The sequence below is a fragment of the Polyangiaceae bacterium genome, from assembly GCA_020633205.1.
Classification (GTDB): domain Bacteria; phylum Myxococcota_A; class Polyangia; order Polyangiales; family Polyangiaceae; genus JAHBVY01.
Genome location: JACKEB010000022.1, coordinates 153131 through 169732 on the forward strand (window position 1 = coordinate 153131; position 16602 = coordinate 169732).

The window sequence follows — 16602 nt, forward strand, 5'->3', positions numbered from 1 at the left end:
GCGTTCACCGGCTTTTTCCCTGGAAGCGCAGCCTTGTGAGCTACCCGATCAGCCCAAGTTGACGCAGCAAGGCAAGCTCGTCGGTTAGGCGGTGGTGCGCCACGATGCGACCCTCGAGGAAGCGTTCGATGGTGATCTGAGACACCTCGACGCTGCGCTTGCTCGGCGGGTTGCCGTAGAACGGGCCACACTGTGTGCCTCGCAGCGTCGTGCGCACGGCGACGCTGTCTTCGCCGACGACCAGCTGTTCGATGGTGTAGTGCAGATCCGGAAACGCATCGCGTAGCTCCCGCACCACGTCCTTCACTGCCGCCCTGTTGCGGGGCTGTTCAGGCGAGCCGGGCGAGTGATTCACGTAGTCGGGATGCAGGAGCTCATCGACCAGCTCGAGTTCTCCTTCGTTGAACAACTGCTCATAGTAGCGCTTGATGACTTGGACCTTGGAGTCGGACATGGGGCGACTCTGAGGTTCGCTGTTGATAGCGTCCAATACTTGAATCGACGTCTGTGATAGTGTGCGGATATGACAGACGTCGAAGCGCTGGATCAGCGCCTGCTGAGGGCGTTCGTCGTGGTGGCCGAAGAGCTGCACTTTGGGCGCGCGGCGCGGAGGCTCCACATCAGTCAGCCCCCGCTCAGCATGCAGATCAAGAAGCTCGAGGAGCTCGTCGGTGCTCCGCTCTTCGAACGCGACCGCCGACACGTGGAGCTAACGGACGCTGGCGCCTACCTGTTGCCGACCGCGAGACGCTGGCTCAAGGAGGCCGAACAGACCGTACAACGACTGCAGGCTGTTGCCGCGGGGCAAGCCGGCGTGTTGCGCGTTGGCTACACACCCACGGCGACGTACGAGCTGCTCCCGGTTTGGCTGCGAGAACTCAAAAAGCAGCTCCCGGGGCTCAGCCTGGAGCTCTTGGAGCTTGGGAGCCCCGCACAGGTCGCGGCACTGCAGAGCGAACGTATCGAGCTGGGGCTCGCCTGCGGGCCCGTCTTGGCGGGCGCTACAGCCGATGCCGCTCAGCTGAGCGAAAGCGTGCTCCATCACGACCGCTTGGTGGTTGCTCTGCCGAGTCGCCACCCTCTTGCCGCGCGGAGAAGCGTGCCCGTGAGAGCGCTCGACGGTCAGCTAGCGGTGTTCGTGAAGCCGGAGGTGGAACCAGCGTGGGCCAACGCTGCGAGCGTCGCGCTCGGGAGAGCTGGCGTGGTGCTGGATGTGGTTCAGGAGACTGACACCAAGCTAGCTCTGCTGGGGCTGATTGCGTCGGGCATGGGGCTCAGCGTCGTGAGTCGTTCGATGACCCGCGTGGGGCGCAAGGGCGTGGTGTTTCGTGAACTTTCGGGACTCAAGCTGCGACTGTCGCTCACCGCGCTGTCGCGTGCTGAGACCTCGATGCGCGTGCAACACGCGTTAGGGTTGGCGCAGCGCCTGGCGCGTGCGTTCGAGTGCTGAAACCTCGACTGACGCAGCGCCGTTCGAGCTTATTCACAAGCGCTCTCGGAAGCGCCGGGAAGCTGGCCAATAGCGGCTGGCCGCGGTAGGGGAAGGGGGTGAAACGTGATTTGGGGCAGCGAGGCACGCTGCGCGGGTGGGGCTTCGGCCTGTCTTTGCTGGTGTGCGGTGCGATTTGCGTGGGAAGTGCCGCTCACGCCGCCGAACCGACGGAGAAGGCGCCTGCGGCGTTTCGCGTAAGTGGTGGCAGTGCAGCGCCGGCCACCGCCGCCTCCAAGGCCAAGGGCAGCGTCTGGGACAAGCTGCCCAAGATGAAGAACGGCGAGATCAAGCTGCTCGAGGCGGGCGCTGAGCCTCGCAAACAGCTGCGCTACAAGTATCCCGTGGGCGCTGGAGGCGTGGTGCGCGTCACCACCCGCAGCGAGCTCGAGGTGGAGACCGACGGCAAGAAGCAAAAGGCGAACTTCGTCCCGAAGATCGAGATGCTCGCGAAGCTGAAGGTGAAAGAAAAGCAGAGCGACGGGGACTTTCTGGTGGATCTGATCGGCTTGCGGCCGAAGATCCGCAACGCGAAGGAGCTCCCCAAGCCCGTCCAGCAGCAGCTGGAGGCGGCGCTCGGCAAGCTGCCGAAGCTCCACGGCGTCAGCGAGGTCTCCGACCGAGGCGTGCAGAAGGCACTGTCCTTCGACGCAGCGAAGGTCGACAGCATGGAGATGAACCAGATCCTCCAGGGGCTGCAGGCGAACCTGGGTGGGATGAGCGCTCCTCTCCCTGCGGAAGCAATCGGCGTTGGCGCCAAGTGGGTGGTCAACACCTCCGTCGTGCAGCAAGGCCTGCCCCTGACCCAGATTGCGATTTATGAGCTGGTGTCCCTCGACGGCAACGTCGGTCGAGCCAAAGTGGAGATGCGTCAGATCGCACCCAAGGGCGAGATCAAGCTGCCTGGCCTGCCGCCCAACGCGAAGACAGAGCTGGTGAAGATGACCTCGAAGGGCGAGGGGGAGACCTACTTCGACCTCGAGAACCCGGTGCCGAAAGGTCGCATGAAGACCAGCTCGAAGATCTCCATGAAGACCACCATGGGCAAGCGCAGCCAATCCGTTACCCTGCGGATCAAGTCCTTGCTCCGCTTCCGGCCCAAGGGCAAATAGCGCTACTCGGGTAGCCAGAAGAGCAGATCGGCGACGTTCGTCCCGGTTGCTCCGCTGATCAGCGCCGCGCCCTTGTCCTCGAGCAGGCTGTAGCTGTCGTGGCGAGCAAGCGCTTGCTCGACCTGGCTCGTGTCCAGCGTGGCGAGCACCGCCTGATCTAGCAACGCGCCCGCCGCGGGGCTCTGCCCGTCGATGCCGTCGCTGCCAAAGCTCACGAGCGTGCCGCTGAAGCCCCCGTCGCGCAGCGCTGCCCTCGCGGCGCCGAGGATCAGCTCCTGGTTGCGACCGCCTGCACCTGGCTCGGTCACGTCGAGCCTCACGGTGGTTTCCCCACCCATCGCGATGCCTGAGACGGATTGCCGTGCGGAGATTCGGCCTGCCAGGTCGGCGCCAGTTTGGGCTGCGTCGCCTTGGAGGGGTTGCGTCTGCACCTGGAGCTTCACGCCGACGGTGGCTGCGTGCTCTACCAAGAGCCGCACACCGCGCTCGTTATCGGCGACCAACCAGGTTGGCGGTGTGGTGAGCGGCTCGGTAGCAGAGGAGCTTGGCGCGGAAACGGCGCGATCCAGTGCGGCGACGACAGCGCTTGGAAGCGCATCCCTCACCCCAAAATCCTCGAGGATTTGCCTCGCTGACTGGGCAGGCTCGGTCACTGGGAGCGTGGGGCCGCTGGCGACGGCGTAGAGCGGGCCAAGCACCACATCGCTGAGGATGAAGTTGGTGACCCGCTGGGTCCCCGAGGCGCGCAGCAGCCCGCCGCCTTTGACCTGAGAGAGCGCGCGGCGCACGACGTTCAGCGCCTGAATGTCCGCGCCGGCGTTCATCAGGCGTTCGCTCGTCTGGCTTAGCTCTTCCAGACTGACACCCGCGCGCGGCAGCTCGAGCAGGGACGAACCGCCGCCGGAGATCAGGCACACCAGGTGGTGACGGGAGTCGAGGGCGCGCAGCGCTGAGAGGACACGGCGTGCTTGCTCCGGGGCGTCGGGGCTTGGGGTAGGGTGGCTGCCAACGAGTTGCACAATCGTCGGCCTCCCAGGAGGGGGAGCGAGCCCAGGGATTTCTGCTGGGGAAAGCACGTAGCCAGCGGTCGGCTCGAGGTAGTCCAGCGCCGCTCGCGCCATGGGGCCTGCGGCCTTGCCCAGGGCGAAAACGACGAACTCCCAGCTGTCCGTCGCCGCACCGCGTGGAAACACGGTTTGCAGGCTCTCCAGTGTGGACGCGTATGGATCCAGGGACGCGAGGGTGCGTTCGACGAGCTCCAGCGCGAGCCGGCGTCGGGAGCGCCAGGGCTCCGCGACGCGGAGTAGCTGCTCGCGGTTCGAGAGCTGCACGCTTCTCTGTGGCCGCACGGGGCCCTGTGGCTGCACGCGGCCCTGCGGCGGCTGGGGGCCCAGCATGGCTAGAGCAGCGCGCCGGCGACGCAGGCGGTCATGAACGCCGCGAGACTGCCACCGACCATGGTCTTGAAACCGAGGCTCGCCAAGTCGGGCATGCGCTTTGGGGCGATGCCGCCGATGCCGCCGAGCTGGATTCCGATGCTCGCGAAGTTGGCGAAGCCGCAGAGCGCGTACGAGGCGATCACGGCGGAGCGCTCGCTCAGCACCGCTGGAGATTTGGACACCAGATCTCCGAGGTGGATGTAAGCCAGAAACTCCGTGAGCACTAGCTTTTCCCCGAGGAGACGTCCAACGGCGGGCGCTTCATTCCAGGGGACACCCATGATGAACGCGAAGGGCGAGAACAGCCAACCGAGGATGCGGGACAGGCTCAACACCTCGCCCGCCACCGTGATGTTCGAGAGGCCGAAATCCACCATCGCCACCAGACCCACGAACGCGATCAGCATCGCACCCACGTTGATCGCGAGCTTTGCACCGTCAGCGGCGCCGGTGGCTGCGGCCTCGAGCACGTTCGAGTGAGGGCTCTTCGCCGCGAGATCTAGGCTCTCCAAGGTCTCGGGTTCTTCGGTCTCTGGGACCATCAGCTTGGAGACGGCGATCGCCGCGGGGGCGCTCAAGATCGACGCCGTGACGAGGTGCCCAGCGATGCCAGGTAGATCCCGGAGGAAGCCCACGTAGGCGGCCATCACGCCGCCAGCTACCGTCGCAAAACCGCCGGTCATCACCACGCTCAGCTCGGAGCGGGTCATCTTCGCGATGTAAGGCTTCACGAACAGCGGCGCCTCGGTCTGCCCCACGAAGATGTTGGCCGCCGCGCTCAGCGCCTCGGCGCCGCTCGCCTTCATCGTGCGTTGCATCACCCAGGCGATCCCCCAGACCACGCGCTGCATGATGCCCAGGTGGTAAAGGATCGATGTCAACGCGGAAAAGAAGACGATCGTCGGGAGGATCCAGAAGGCGAAGGTCTTCACCGGCGGAGAGATGCGCCCGACGAAGGTGACGGCTTTTCCGCTGGGATCCAGGATCTGGTGCGGTTCGATGCTCTGGAAAACGAAGTTTGAGCCCGCCTCGCTGAAGCTCAAGAGCCGCTTCACGCCGCTGTCTATGGTGGCGAAAAAGAAGCCTTGGAGCGCGGGACTCAGCACGATCAAGCCCAGGAGCAGCTGCAGCGCTACGCCCCATAGCACTGGGCGCCAGCGCACCTGACCGCGTTTCTCGGAGAGCAGCCACGCCAGGCCAATCAAGACCGCGAGCCCGAGCAGGGATTGACCCCGTTGCAGGAGGCTAGTGTGTGACGGGATCAGCTCGGCGAGCATCAGCGCCTTCGCCCGCGGTCACCACCCATGCCGTGCCCCGGCCCACCGCGCCGACGACCTGGCTTGTCTTCCTGACTCATCACGAGGACGTAGTCGAAGCGGCCTTCTTCCAGGAGCTTGGGGAGACCGGGCTCGTCGCCTTCGCGCCATGGACGAATGCTGATCACCTTGGCCTCCTGGTTACGGCGGCGAATGCGATCGGGGATGGCGCTGTTTTGACAGTGCCCAAGCCCCGCCAGGATCAAGAGCTGACTCGCCGGCGCGCGCTTCACCAACCACTTGTTGGCGGTCTCCGCCATGGTCTCATCCCACGCGACCTGCGCCTCGTAGTACTTGCGCCGCGAGGAGACGGGGGGCGGGTGATGAGCCATGGCCTGCTCGAAGTACTCGCGGTGAGCGCGATCTCGCAGGTTCATGTCCCGGGGCAGGCGAGCGCGCTCCTCGGGGCTCAACCCTTTGAGGCCCACGCGCGCGATCTTGCGGCTCATCTCTTGTTCCAGGTTGAGTCCTAGAATTGCCACGCGGTTTTGTTTCGCGAGCCACCACATCGGCGCGTAGTAGCCAAAGTCGTAGCCCCAAGTCTGGTTCCACTGGAGCTCGTCCAGGGTTTCTCGCGGCTTCGCTTCGCCGCTCGACCAGCGGTTCAACGCGGGCTGCTTGCGGCGGCTCACCATTTCGAGGCCCAGGGCGACGCCGCGGCCGTTCATTTGGCGGCGCTCGATCAGCTGGTTGAGCACCAGGTACTGGGCCCAGTGGTGGTGAACGTCGTCATGCTGCTCACCGACGCATAACACGTCTGCCGTGGTGATATCCGTGAGCAGCTCCTCGACGCTGAGCGCGCTGCCGTCTTTGACGCGCACTCCGTGGAACTCCTGGGGGGCAGGCAGCTCGATCGCTGTGAAGCGCGGCGAAACCGGCTTGTCCGAGTCCGCCGCCTCGTGATCGATGGGCGCGACGTCGTCACCTGGCGCCTTGGCGGCGGGGCGACCACAGGCGCTGAGCGCCAGGGTGAACGCCACGACGAGCCACTGAGTGGCCGCAAATGCGCCCTTGAGCTTCTGCATGCGGCGAGCTTCGTTCAATAGCCCCGGTCGCGCAACTCCTCAGGCAGGAGGCGACTCGGCTTCCCGGAAGCGACGACCCACAGCTGGTGCGCCGCGCGAGTTGCCGCAATGTGCAGCAGGTGGCGGGCCTCATCGTCCTCGGGGTAGGAGCTCTCGTTGACGTCGAGCAGCACGACGTAGTCGAACTCGAGGCCCTTCACCTGGCGTACGTCGGTGACGTCCACGCCCGCACGGAACGGAAAGTCTTGAGCGGCGATGCGGCGCAGGAACGGCACTTCGCCCTTCTTCAAGCCGTCGTAGTAGATGTCCGCTTGCTCTGGGTAGCGGCCGATCACGCACACGGTGCAGTTCGGCTCCTCGGCCATCAGGGTACGCAGCGCCTCGCTCAGGAAGCCCACCGCGTCCCCAGCGTGAGCGAACCGGAACAGCTCCACCGGGGCGCCATGGCGCGTCGCCGCCGGTGGATCGTCCGATGCTAGCGGTCCGAGGACTGCGGTCGAGAACTCCATGATTTCCGCAGTGGAGCGATAGGAGAGCTTGAGCGGCTCGACGGCTACGTGATTCAGCCCGAGCCGGGAGAGCGTGCTGTCCCAGCCAGTGAAGCCGTTGTCCATATGCAAGCGCTGCGCGACGTCGCCCGCGAGCGTGACGCTCTGGGCGCGGCTGACGGTGCCAATCACCACCGCAAGCTCCACCGGGCTGAGGTCCTGCGCTTCGTCGACGAGTACGTGCTCGTAGACCAACGCCTCCTTGCCCTTGCCGCGCATCAGCGGGCCCCGCATGCGTTGCACCAGTCGGAGCAACAACGTGTCGTCTTCGCGGTCGAGCTTCGCATGCTCTTCAACGTCTCCGCCGTCGATGGCGGTGAACGGCTCGTCGTCTTCACGCGGCTCTTCGACGCGCTTCTGGGGTCGCGGTCCGCGCTTTTCTCCAGCTCTGGACTCACGCTGGTCCGCCGCGCGCTGGGCGTCTTCCTGGTGACGCTCGAGCTCGTCCAAGGCGAGGTTGACGCGCTGGGAGCAGTAGGCGTGTGCGCGCTCAATTTCCGCGCGGCTCAAGTCGCCCGCGTCCTTGAATGCCTCCAAGAGCTTCGGCAGATCGCTGAGGATCTCAGCCCAAGCGGTCGCGACGTCTCGCGCCTCGGCGCGGCAGCGATTGAGCATCGCTTCCGTGCGGGTACGCACCGCGGCGGGCAGCCTCGTGCGGGGCTCGGTGACCTTGTTCAGCGCGGCGTGAATCTTGTGGGAGAGGGGGCGAGGGTCCGTCGGGGTGCGACGGTAGGCTCCGAGCACGGCGTCACGACCGCTGTCCTGAGCGCCATCTAGCGCCGCTTCCAGCTGTTCGTGAATGCGCTGTTCCACGCGGTTCACGTAGTCGTCGATCGCGTCCAGCATGCAGGGGTGCTTCTTCAGGCGCGTCACGTTGGCTGGCGTGTCGTCCGTGTACGCCCTTGGCATCCCGTGGACGTGGGAGAGACGCAGCTTGCTCGCCCATTCCTCGTAGGTCCGCACAGCGACGCCCGAGACGCCCAGCGCAGGTAGGACGCGAGCGACGTAGCGCGCCAGAGCGTCGTTGAACACGACGATCAACATTTTATCCGGACGGAAACGTCGGTTGTCCTGGAACGATAGATACGCCAGCCGGTGCAGGCCGATGGTGGTCTTACCGGAGCCAGCGCCGCCTTGGATCACCACCAGGCCCGAGTCGGGGCGGGTGATGAGATCGAACTGGCGGGGGTCGATCAGCGCGGTGATCTCCTTGAGGTGCTTGTCCTCACGCCCGTCGGCGCCTTGCACACCCAACTTGCCCGGGCGGTGGTGGTCCTCTGCGCGCAACGCAGAGCCTTGTCCGCCGTGCAGGCGGGTGGACGAACCGGCGCGCTGCCACTCATCTTCGCGCGCGCGCACGAAGGTGCCCTGGGGAGAGACGATGCGGCGAAGCACACCTTCGCTGATGGCAAGGCTCCGGCGCGTGAGGACGTCGCCTTCCACTTCTCGGTCGCCGAATACCTCGACGTAGTCTTCGCCTTCTTCGTAGCGGTAGAATAGGCGGCTTACTGGAGCATCACGCCAGTCGACGATGCGCACACCGCTCTTGGTGTCGAGGTACGTCGAGCGCCCAATCAACACCTCCCGGGTGCGCTCCCCCTCGTTGAGCACCATGCGGCCGAAGTACGGCGACGTCGGGTCCACCCAGCCTTCGGTGCTGACGCGGTGACGCGAGGCGAGGGTGGCGATGCGCTCCATCTGCTCGACCAACGGAGGCACGTCCTCGAGCCGGGCGTTGGCGATTTGGTCGCGCAAGCTGATCAGCTGAGAGTCGTAGTCGATCTCCTGGGCCACCGGCTTGGCTTGGGTCTTCTGCCGGAGGTGGTCGACTACGCGCTCCAAGCAATCGCGTTCCTCCGCGACGATGGTGTGTAGTTCTTGGTCCTCGGTGGGCATTCTTTTCGCGGAGTCGCTAGTCATCTGGGGCATTGGCTCGCTGGCTCTTGGGGGGCGACTTGGGGTCGCGGGTACCAAAATCAAGCAATCGCCCCACCTAGCATCTTTTGCTGGGCGTCGCACCGTGCGGGGGGGGCTTTTTTCGACCCGCCAACTCCGTGAAAAGTCAGCGGATTTCGCGCACTCGCCAGCGCTGGATCGGGAACTAGCCAGTGGGCGGTTTCTCGGGCTCAGTCCTCGTCGGAGCGCTCGGCGCGGAGGACTTCGACGTCCAGGTCTAGCGCTTTGCCGAGGGGCTCGCTGCGGCGTTGCCCGCCCCAGATCGCGAGCTCGAGGTCGTCCTCACCGCTCACCCGCAGTCGCAGCACGCCATCGTGGGCCTCACAGCGGACGTTGTTGACGGACTGGCTGTTCGAGCGATCGAGACCGACGCTGATGCGCAAGATCGCGCTCAGCACCTTCAACGCGCGCCTGGTTGGCTTGTCCAGGGCTTTGACTCGGGGATGCTTCTTGGATGGCTCGCTCTTGCGATGAAAGAGCACCACCAGGCTGATCAGCTCGACCTCTTCGTCGTTGAACCCGCGGATCCCCGAGTTCGAGATGATGTAGTCTGAGTGGGCTTGGTAGTTCCGAAAGCCGATATATTGCCCTACGGAAAAGAGGAAGGCAGAGTACTCCAAGATCTCCCGCTCACGGGAGCCCAGCTCGTGAAAGAGTACCGTCTGATCGAAGATCTGCAGCGCGAGCTTCGATACGTGGCGCTCCCGGGGCCCACCCATGCCGTACTTGCGGGCGAGCTGTAGAGTCGCTCGAGGCCGCACGTCAGGGATCGAGAGCAGTGCGCTACCATCCGTCTTGCGCCCTAAAAACTCCAGGATCACGCCCTCGCGCAGGGAGGCCTCGCAGAGAGTGATGCTGTCGGCGTTGGCCAGCTCGAGTAGCTCGCACAGCAGAACCGAGCCTAGATGGATGGTATCGCTGCGCTCCCGATCGACGCCCTTCAGGTCGCTGCGCTCGGCTTGGGGAGCGGCGACCAGGCGTTCCGAGAGGCGACGCAGGTCCTTCAGGTCGGCGACCTCCGCGTTCACGGAGCGCCAGGCCTGCTTGCCTGCCAGGCGATGGGCGGCGTCGCCCAAGGCGCGAATCGTGCCCGACGTCCCCACCACGCGGCTGAACCCCAGCGCCTTGGCGTGTTTGATGGCTGGACCGGCGACGCGCTTCACGTGGTCTTCGAGCTGCTTGCGGCGTCCCTTGCCAAGGGGTTGTTCACCGAAGAGATCCCGAAGTCGCTGAACGCCGAGCTTCACGCTCTCGCTCAGGAGCAGGTGCCGCGTGTCGCCGACGATCAACTCGACGCTGCCACCACCGATGTCGATCTCGAGGATCTTGTCGTTGCCGAACTCCAGCGCATGGCGCACCGCCAGATAGATCAGCCGCGCCTCTTCGCGTCCGGAGATCACCCGGGGCTCGATGCCTGTCTCGACCCCAACGCGGGAGAGGAACTCGCCGCCATTTTCCGTATCGCGGATCGCCTCCGTTGCTACCGCGAGGATCTCGTCGGCGCCGAGGCGGTCCGCCAGCTTGCGGTAGCGGCCCAGCACCTCCAGACCGGCGTCGAATGCTCGAGGGGTGAGGCGATGGTCGCGAAAAGCGCCGGCCCCGAGCTTGACCATGTCCTTTTCGCGGTCGATCACCTCGAAGCTCTCGCGGCCGGTGGTCTCGGCCACCACCATGTGAATCGAGTTGGAACCGATGTCGATTGCCGCGAGTTTCATCCCTCACCCCCATCCGATCCGTCGCCCGAGAAGACTGCGTCCAGGAACTGGCCAGCGGCGCCGAGCAGCGACTGGGGTAGCTCGTGCTGGCCGTTGAATGGGAGCCACTCGAGGGGCAGTGACGCGGCCTCGAAGAGCGCCTTCAAACGCTCCGCGTGCTCAAAGGACAGCAGCGGGTCGTGGCGACCATGGCTCTGCAGGACGCGCATGGGCGGTCGCTCGCTACCTCGCTTGGCGAAGCCAGCTCGCCAACGGGGCTCCGCCAGCAAGGTTCCGCTCATCACCCACAGCCCGCGCAGCGCGATATTATTCCGTGCGGCAACATCGCACGCGAGCATCGACCCTTGGCTGAAGCCGCCCAGCACCAGGGGTAGCCCCTGCATCCCGAGCGCTTCTTGCATCTCGTTCAGGCAGCGCTCGAGCTGCGTGCTCACGGCGGCGAGCTCTGGGGGTTCTTCCTGGGTGCGGTCGCGATGCTCGCCGCGGGCCATCGCGCGTTCTAGAGCTACGACGTCGATCGGCCACCAGGCTCGCGCGTCGAATAGTGGATCGAGCACGAGTGGGGCTTCGGGGAACGCGTAGCGGACTCCTGGGGGCGTCGGGATCTGCCGCCCGAGAGGCACCAGATCGGACCCGCTCGCTCCGAAGCCATGCATCAACACCACGAGCCCGCGAGGAGTTTCCCCGGGGCGCAACGCGCTCAGTCGGACGCCAAGTCCACCGAAGCTAGTCAGCTCCATGGCTGCAAGGCATACCCGAAATCCGGGACGCGCGCTGAGGCAAGGCGGCGCCTCCGGGCAGTTCGCGACTTGGAATGTCGACAACTGCCCTCGAATGGCCCTATGACTAGAGGGAGATCGATCCGATGAGCAGCTCCCGCCGTGAGCCAGGGTGCAGCGTTCCGCAACGTAAAGGTTGCGGGCGATGACCGCGTGGCTGAAGGACCGCCACGGTGTCCGCATCCAGCTGTCCGCGGCTGGGGTGATGTTGGGGCGCGATTCGACCTGCAGCATCGTGCTGTCGTCTCCCTTCGCGAGTCGTCGCCACGCGCTGGTGACCCACGGAAAGCAGGGGACGCAGATCTTCTGCCTTGGGCGCCACGGAGTTCAGGTCAACGAGCGGCCGGTCCAGATCGAAGCCTGGCTCCAGGATGGCGACGTACTCGAGCTGCCTGGCGCGCGCTTCTCCGTCGAGATCGAGCCAGCGAGCAGCTCCCCGGGGCCCTGGTTGCTCGAGACCGATTCCCAGCGCTACCGGGTGCTGGGACCGATCTTCAGCATCGGTGGTGGCGCGAAGGATCAGCTCAACGTCTCCGGCTGGCCCCCTGGAGCCCTGGTGCTGACCACCGTCGATCGCGGCTTGGTGGGGCAAGCCACGGCGGCCATCGAGATCAACGGTCGCAGCGTCGTCGAAGATGAACTCATCTCGATGGATGACCGCGATGAGATTTCCTACGGCGGAACACGCTTGCGCTTGCTGAGGGACGGCAAGGGGATCGCCAGCACGTCGGGCGACGCGGATCACTTTCCAGTCAGCGTCGACCTCGAGTTTCTGCCGAACGGTGGGCTCCTGCGGATCTGCCTCGACGATGAGTACCGCGTGTTCCTCGCGGATAGGCGCTGTGACCTGATCGCGTCGCTGTTGCGGCCCCCAGCGCCAGCAAAGCCTGGCGATTGGGTCAGCGACGCCCAGCTGATCCCGATGATTTGGCACGGTGACGGCGCGACTCGGGTGCAGCTGAACACCTTGATCCACCGCACTCGCCAGACGCTGACTCAGGCTGGGGTCGATGGTTCACGCCTGGTTGAGCGGGCGCGCGGCGGGCGCGGAACGCGCTTCTTGATCGGGCCCGCGACGCTGGTGAGTGTGGTCTAGGCGTTGATCCCCGAGGCAGAGTCGGCTCGGTCAAATGACGGAGGCGCCGACCCATGTCGGCTGGCTGATATCGGGCTGATATCGGTGGGGGTGTGTTGCTGCCTTAGCCTCAGGTTCGGGCATTGGCCCCAGGGGCGCGAGCAAGCGCGCGCTCGAACGGACCGCCATGACGACACCGCCAAGTCAGCTGAAGCCAGGGACCGTATTTCAGAACCGCTACGAGGTCGTGCGTCTGATCGGCCGCGGCGGAATGGGTCACGTCTACGAAGCCAAGCAGCTTCGCACGGGGCAGCGACGCGCGCTGAAGGTGATGGCGGAGGCGATCGCCGAAGACGATGGTGCGCGCAGGCGCTTCGAGCGGGAAGCCCGCATCGTCGCCAAGATCAAGAGCGACCACATCGTCGAGATCATCGACGCTGGCGTTGAAGAAGCCACGAATTGCCCGTTCATCGTCATGGAGCTGCTCGAAGGCGAGGAGCTGGCGCAGGGCCTCAGTCGACATGGCGTCTTGCAGCCGGAGCTGGCGCTCACCTTGCTTGAACAAGCTGCGATGGCTCTCGACCGCGCGCACTCGGCCGAGGTGGTTCATCGCGATCTCAAACCGGAGAATCTGTTCGTCACGCGGCGCGATGACGGTAGCCCGCGGGTCAAGGTGCTCGACTTCGGCATCGCCAAGGTGCTCGACGAGAAGGCATCGGCCACCAACGTCACCAAGGGCATCATCGGTACTCCGCTCTACATCGCACCCGAGCAGGCGAGCGGCGACGACCCGATTTCGCCTCGCACAGACGTCTACGCGCTGGCGCACATCGCCTACACGGTGCTGGTCGGCGAAGCTTACTGGATCGAGGAGGAAAATACCGCGGAGAACGCGATGCAGCTCCTGTTCGCGATGCTACGTGGAAACCCAGAGCTGCCGACGGAGCGAGCCCTGCGGCGTCGCGAGGTGACGCTGCCGGCAGCCTTCGATCGTTGGTTCCACAAGGCAACGGCGCTGAACCCTGTGGAGCGCTTCGAGAGCGCCGGCCGCTGCATTGCAGCGCTAAAGGACGCCTTTGGGATGGCCACGGCAGATACGCTGCCTCCGCCGGATCCTGCGCTCACGGTGGTCGAGGCGTCACCCCAGCGCGAAAAGAAGCACGCCGACGGCGGGAACTACAAAGGGTCGCTCTCGCCCGCGCGGGGCAGCGGGTCGTTCATCAGCGCCGACGCGTCGCCGGGTAGTCCCACGCCAACCAGTCAGGTGACGCAGAACGCGGTGTCGCACACCTTGGGCGGTCAGCGGGCACGCTGGCGGCTGCCGGTAGTCGGTGGCTTGGCGATGCTTGCCCTGTTCGCTTGGTTGGGGGTGAGGGCGCTCAGTCAGTCCACGGAAGCGACGTCCACGGACACGGCCGCCAGCGGAGCCGCGCTCTTGGGATCGACCGTCGAGCTCCCGGCGGAGCCGCCAGCCACGGCGCCTCCAACGCCTTCGACGGCGACAGCTCCGACGGAAGCTCCGGCGGAAGCCCCGGCCGTGGCGAGCGCCGCTGAAGCCGCCGCCAGCGAGCCTGCAACCAACAAGCCCGGCGCGTCCAGCACCGCTGCCGCGGCGGTGGAAGCTGCCGTCCAGAGGCCGCCACACGCGGCGCCGAGACCGAAGCCCACCTCGAAACCAACCAGCACCGGCTACGTCCCTCCGGTGGATGATCGCTAGTATGATTACCGTGCAGAAATGGAGTCAGGCATGAGAAGTCAGTTGTTCGCCCTCTCTTTGGCCACGTTGTCAGCCGCTGGGTTGTGGGGTGGAACCGCGAAGGCGGTGGACCCGGTGGCTGAGTCGATGTTTCAGCAGGCGCTGACCATGATGCAGGACGGCGACTTCGAGAAGGCATGTCAGACCCTGGAGGCCAGCCAAAAGCTCGAGAAAAAGAGCGGAACGTTGATCGTCTTGGCCAACTGCTACGAGCACCTCGGGCGCACCGCGACGGCCTGGGCGCAGTACAAGGAGGCGGCCGCGATGGCTCGCTCCGAGGGCAGAGACAAGCACGCCGCGAAGGCGACGGAGCTGGCGCGCAAGCTCGAGTCCCAGCTCACCAAGCTCCGCATCGACGCTCAGCAGCTGCAAGGTGGAGTCGACCTGAAGGTGACCTTGGATGGGAAAGTGGTCGTCGCCGGGTCCCTCGGTGTGGCCTTTGCTGTCGACCCAGGTCATCACGTGATCGAAGCTTCCGCGCCGGGGCGCCGCACTTGGGTCCACGAGTTCGAGATCGTCGGCGCTTCACCGCCCACGGTGATCGCCGTGCCCTTGCTCGAAGAAGTGCCAGAGGAACCGGCGAACACTGCGCCAGCCCCGGTAGCGAGCAAGCCAGAGCCGGAGCCCGTTGTGCCCGTGGTGTCGAGTGACGTCGCCGGCGACGCGGGGCCGCAGGCCGGGGGACCGCCCACCTGGGCGTGGGTCGCGGGAGGGACGGGCGTCGTGCTGCTGGGGGCGGCGACGTTCTTCTTCCTCGACGCCAGCAGCGCGGGCTCGGACCTGGACGCGCAGTGTGGTTCCTCGAGGAATAAATGCCCGACGGGGTATGACGCCGACGCGGACTTCTCGCGAGAGAAGCGCGGTTATGCCCTCGGCTGGGGGCTCGGTGTCGCCGGCCTCGTCGGCGCAGGCGTGTTCGTGGTTGGGCTCACCTGGAGCTCTGACGACGGGCAGGCCACGCTGCAGCCGAGTGTCGCCGCCGACCAGCGGTCGGGCTTCCTGGGAGTGAACGGAACCTTCTAACCACTGGTTATTGGCCGGGGCGCGCGCGGCTCCTGGGACGCGCGAGGGGTGAGCGTGGACTCGCCAGGCGGAGCTCCATCCGGCGCCCGAGGTGCTTCTTCAGATTATTGCCGCAAGGAAAGGAAGAATGAAATGAACATGAAGCGAAGGACCTATGGGTCCCTGACGTCGGTCCTGATCGGCCTTTCCAGCGTTGCCTGTGCGGGGCCATCACCGAAGGGCGAGGCGGCGACTGGAGGCGCGGCTGGGAGCTCAGGTAGCGCGTCCCAAGGGGGAACGTCAGGGGTTGGCGCGGATGGCGGGAGCGGCGCTGGAGGAGCGGGCGCTGGTGGGGCCGGCGCCGGCGGTACGACCGTCGGCGGAACCGGCGGCACTGCCACAGCAGGGAACTCCGGCACCGGCGCAGCCGGGGGCGTTGCGGGCAGTGCGGGCTCTGGGGGCAGTTCAGGCGGCGCAGCTGGATCCTCTGGAGGTAGCGCGGGAAGCAGCGGCGCTGCTGGGGCAAGCGGCGCGGCAGGAGTCGGCGGCACCGGCGGCGCAGCGACTTGTTCTCCGCCTTGTGGCGCGCATGGCAGCTGCGACACCACTTCGACGCCCGTGTGCGTGTGCGAGTCGAACTACGAGGGTGCCACCTGCGAGGCTTGCAAGAGTGGCTTCCAGGACCACGACAGGAACGGCACCTGCGAGGTCGCGTGCACGGTCGGAGCCTGCGTCACCGGTGGCTTCTGCCAGGACGCCTCAGGGACGCTGGCATGTGTTTACCCTGGCAGCTGCGCTGCGCTCAAGGCGCTGAACCCTGCTGCGGGAGACGGCGAGCACCAGCTGTTCGTCGGGAACGACCCGCAGAAGCCCGCGCAGATCTTCTGCAACGACATGGCTGGGACTCCGCTCGAGTACCTCACGCTGATCAACCCCAATACCTTCACGAACGACTACAGCAATACACCTGCGCCAACCCAGGTGGTCACCTACACCAAGATCCGCGTGGATCTGGCCACCCTCAAGGTGGGCATCGAGGATCCTACCTTCGCTAGCTCGGACACCGCGTCACCCGTCACACCGTACGCCACAATAACCTCTTGCCACTCCAACACCGGGGCCGGTGTCGTTGGTAGCGGCGTCGCAGATATTCGCGGCACTCAGTTCGCGTTCGACGACACCTTCACCAACTTTGGCTTCTGCTCCTCTGGGGGAGGCTCCTTCACGGACAACTTTCAGCGCTTCGAGTTTACTGCGGACGGACAGTGCGGCTCGTATGGCCCGTCGGAGCTGGCGAATGAAATCGGGGACAGCTGTTTCAATATCCCAGCCACGCCTGACGGCGAGCGTAACTTCGTGCTGCAGCTGAAGTACTTTCCGTGAGGAGCCG

Annotated in this window: 13 protein-coding genes; 6 read left to right on the plus strand and 7 right to left on the minus strand. The window is 65.6% G+C overall.

All coding sequences use genetic code 11. From position 1 onward, the window contains the following. Positions 1-40 precede the first annotated feature (40 nt). Positions 41-454, minus strand: a complete 414-nt coding sequence (locus H6718_34285) for an ester cyclase (protein MCB9590529.1) — start codon at positions 452-454, stop codon at positions 41-43. 69 nt (positions 455-523) lie between these two features. On the opposite strand from H6718_34285, the gene H6718_34290 reads away from it, so the two are divergent. After that, entirely contained in the window at positions 524-1450 is a 927-nt protein-coding gene (locus H6718_34290; protein ID MCB9590530.1) for a LysR family transcriptional regulator, read from the plus strand. A 98-nt stretch (positions 1451-1548) separates the two neighbouring features. After that, positions 1549-2601: a hypothetical protein gene (locus H6718_34295; GenBank protein ID MCB9590531.1), complete on the plus strand. Its 1053-nt coding sequence runs from the start codon at positions 1549-1551 to the stop codon at positions 2599-2601. 2 nt (positions 2602-2603) lie between these two features. Here the strand turns inward: H6718_34295 and H6718_34300 are convergent, their stop codons facing one another. From H6718_34300 to H6718_34325, 6 genes are all read right to left on the minus strand, one after another. Continuing rightward, on the minus strand, positions 2604-3932 hold the full coding sequence (locus H6718_34300) for a DUF4147 domain-containing protein (protein ID MCB9590532.1): 1329 nt from the start codon (positions 3930-3932) through the stop codon (positions 2604-2606). A 68-nt stretch (positions 3933-4000) separates the two neighbouring features. Beyond that, positions 4001-5281: a NupC/NupG family nucleoside CNT transporter gene (locus tag H6718_34305; protein MCB9590533.1), complete on the minus strand. Its 1281-nt coding sequence runs from the start codon at positions 5279-5281 to the stop codon at positions 4001-4003. Positions 5282-5316: 35 nt separating this feature from the next. After that, positions 5317-6381, minus strand: a complete 1065-nt coding sequence (locus H6718_34310; protein MCB9590534.1) for a ChaN family lipoprotein — start codon at positions 6379-6381, stop codon at positions 5317-5319. A 14-nt stretch (positions 6382-6395) separates the two neighbouring features. Next, on the minus strand, positions 6396-8825 hold the full coding sequence (locus tag H6718_34315) for an ATP-binding domain-containing protein (protein MCB9590535.1): 2430 nt from the start codon (positions 8823-8825) through the stop codon (positions 6396-6398). A 230-nt stretch (positions 8826-9055) separates the two neighbouring features. Beyond that, positions 9056-10600 (minus strand): Ppx/GppA family phosphatase, encoded by a 1545-nt coding sequence (locus H6718_34320; GenBank protein MCB9590536.1) that lies wholly within the window; start codon positions 10598-10600, stop codon positions 9056-9058. Further along, positions 10597-11340, minus strand: coding sequence for an alpha/beta fold hydrolase (locus H6718_34325; protein MCB9590537.1), 744 nt, complete (start codon positions 11338-11340; stop codon positions 10597-10599). The genes H6718_34320 and H6718_34325 overlap by 4 nt, the downstream gene beginning before the upstream one ends. A 184-nt stretch (positions 11341-11524) precedes the next feature. On the opposite strand from H6718_34325, the gene H6718_34330 reads away from it, so the two are divergent. The 4 genes from H6718_34330 (at position 11525) to H6718_34345 (ending at position 16595) form a co-directional block, all read left to right on the plus strand. Further along, the gene (locus tag H6718_34330; protein MCB9590538.1) at positions 11525-12475 is read left to right on the plus strand and encodes an FHA domain-containing protein; all 951 of its coding nucleotides are present in this window, start codon (positions 11525-11527) and stop codon (positions 12473-12475) included. Positions 12476-12641: 166 nt separating this feature from the next. Then, positions 12642-14171, plus strand: a complete 1530-nt coding sequence (locus H6718_34335) for a serine/threonine protein kinase (GenBank protein ID MCB9590539.1) — start codon at positions 12642-12644, stop codon at positions 14169-14171. A gap of 30 nt (positions 14172-14201) precedes the next feature. After that, positions 14202-15233 carry a tetratricopeptide repeat protein gene (locus H6718_34340; protein ID MCB9590540.1) on the plus strand — a complete coding sequence of 344 codons (1032 nt, stop codon included), beginning with the start codon at positions 14202-14204 and terminating at the stop codon, positions 15231-15233. 138 nt (positions 15234-15371) lie between these two features. Further along, positions 15372-16595 carry a hypothetical protein gene (locus H6718_34345; protein MCB9590541.1) on the plus strand — a complete coding sequence of 408 codons (1224 nt, stop codon included), beginning with the start codon at positions 15372-15374 and terminating at the stop codon, positions 16593-16595. The last annotated feature ends 7 nt before the right edge of the window (positions 16596-16602 follow it).

What these genes read in the sequence shown, in the direction of transcription:
- H6718_34285 (MCB9590529.1), bottom strand. Translation starts at nt 454, where the DNA reads ATGTCCGACTCCAAGGTCCAAGTCATCAAGCGCTACTATGAGCAGTTG.
- H6718_34290 (MCB9590530.1), top strand. Translation starts at nt 524, where the DNA reads ATGACAGACGTCGAAGCGCTGGATCAGCGCCTGCTGAGGGCGTTCGTC.
- H6718_34310 (MCB9590534.1), bottom strand. Translation starts at nt 6,381, where the DNA reads ATGCAGAAGCTCAAGGGCGCATTTGCGGCCACTCAGTGGCTCGTCGTG.
- H6718_34315 (MCB9590535.1), bottom strand. Translation starts at nt 8,825, where the DNA reads ATGCCCACCGAGGACCAAGAACTACACACCATCGTCGCGGAGGAACGC.
- H6718_34320 (MCB9590536.1), bottom strand. Translation starts at nt 10,600, where the DNA reads ATGAAACTCGCGGCAATCGACATCGGTTCCAACTCGATTCACATGGTG.
- H6718_34325 (MCB9590537.1), bottom strand. Translation starts at nt 11,340, where the DNA reads ATGGAGCTGACTAGCTTCGGTGGACTTGGCGTCCGACTGAGCGCGTTG.
- H6718_34330 (MCB9590538.1), top strand. Translation starts at nt 11,525, where the DNA reads ATGACCGCGTGGCTGAAGGACCGCCACGGTGTCCGCATCCAGCTGTCC.
- H6718_34335 (MCB9590539.1), top strand. Translation starts at nt 12,642, where the DNA reads ATGACGACACCGCCAAGTCAGCTGAAGCCAGGGACCGTATTTCAGAAC.
- H6718_34340 (MCB9590540.1), top strand. Translation starts at nt 14,202, where the DNA reads ATGAGAAGTCAGTTGTTCGCCCTCTCTTTGGCCACGTTGTCAGCCGCT.
- H6718_34345 (MCB9590541.1), top strand. Translation starts at nt 15,372, where the DNA reads ATGAAGCGAAGGACCTATGGGTCCCTGACGTCGGTCCTGATCGGCCTT.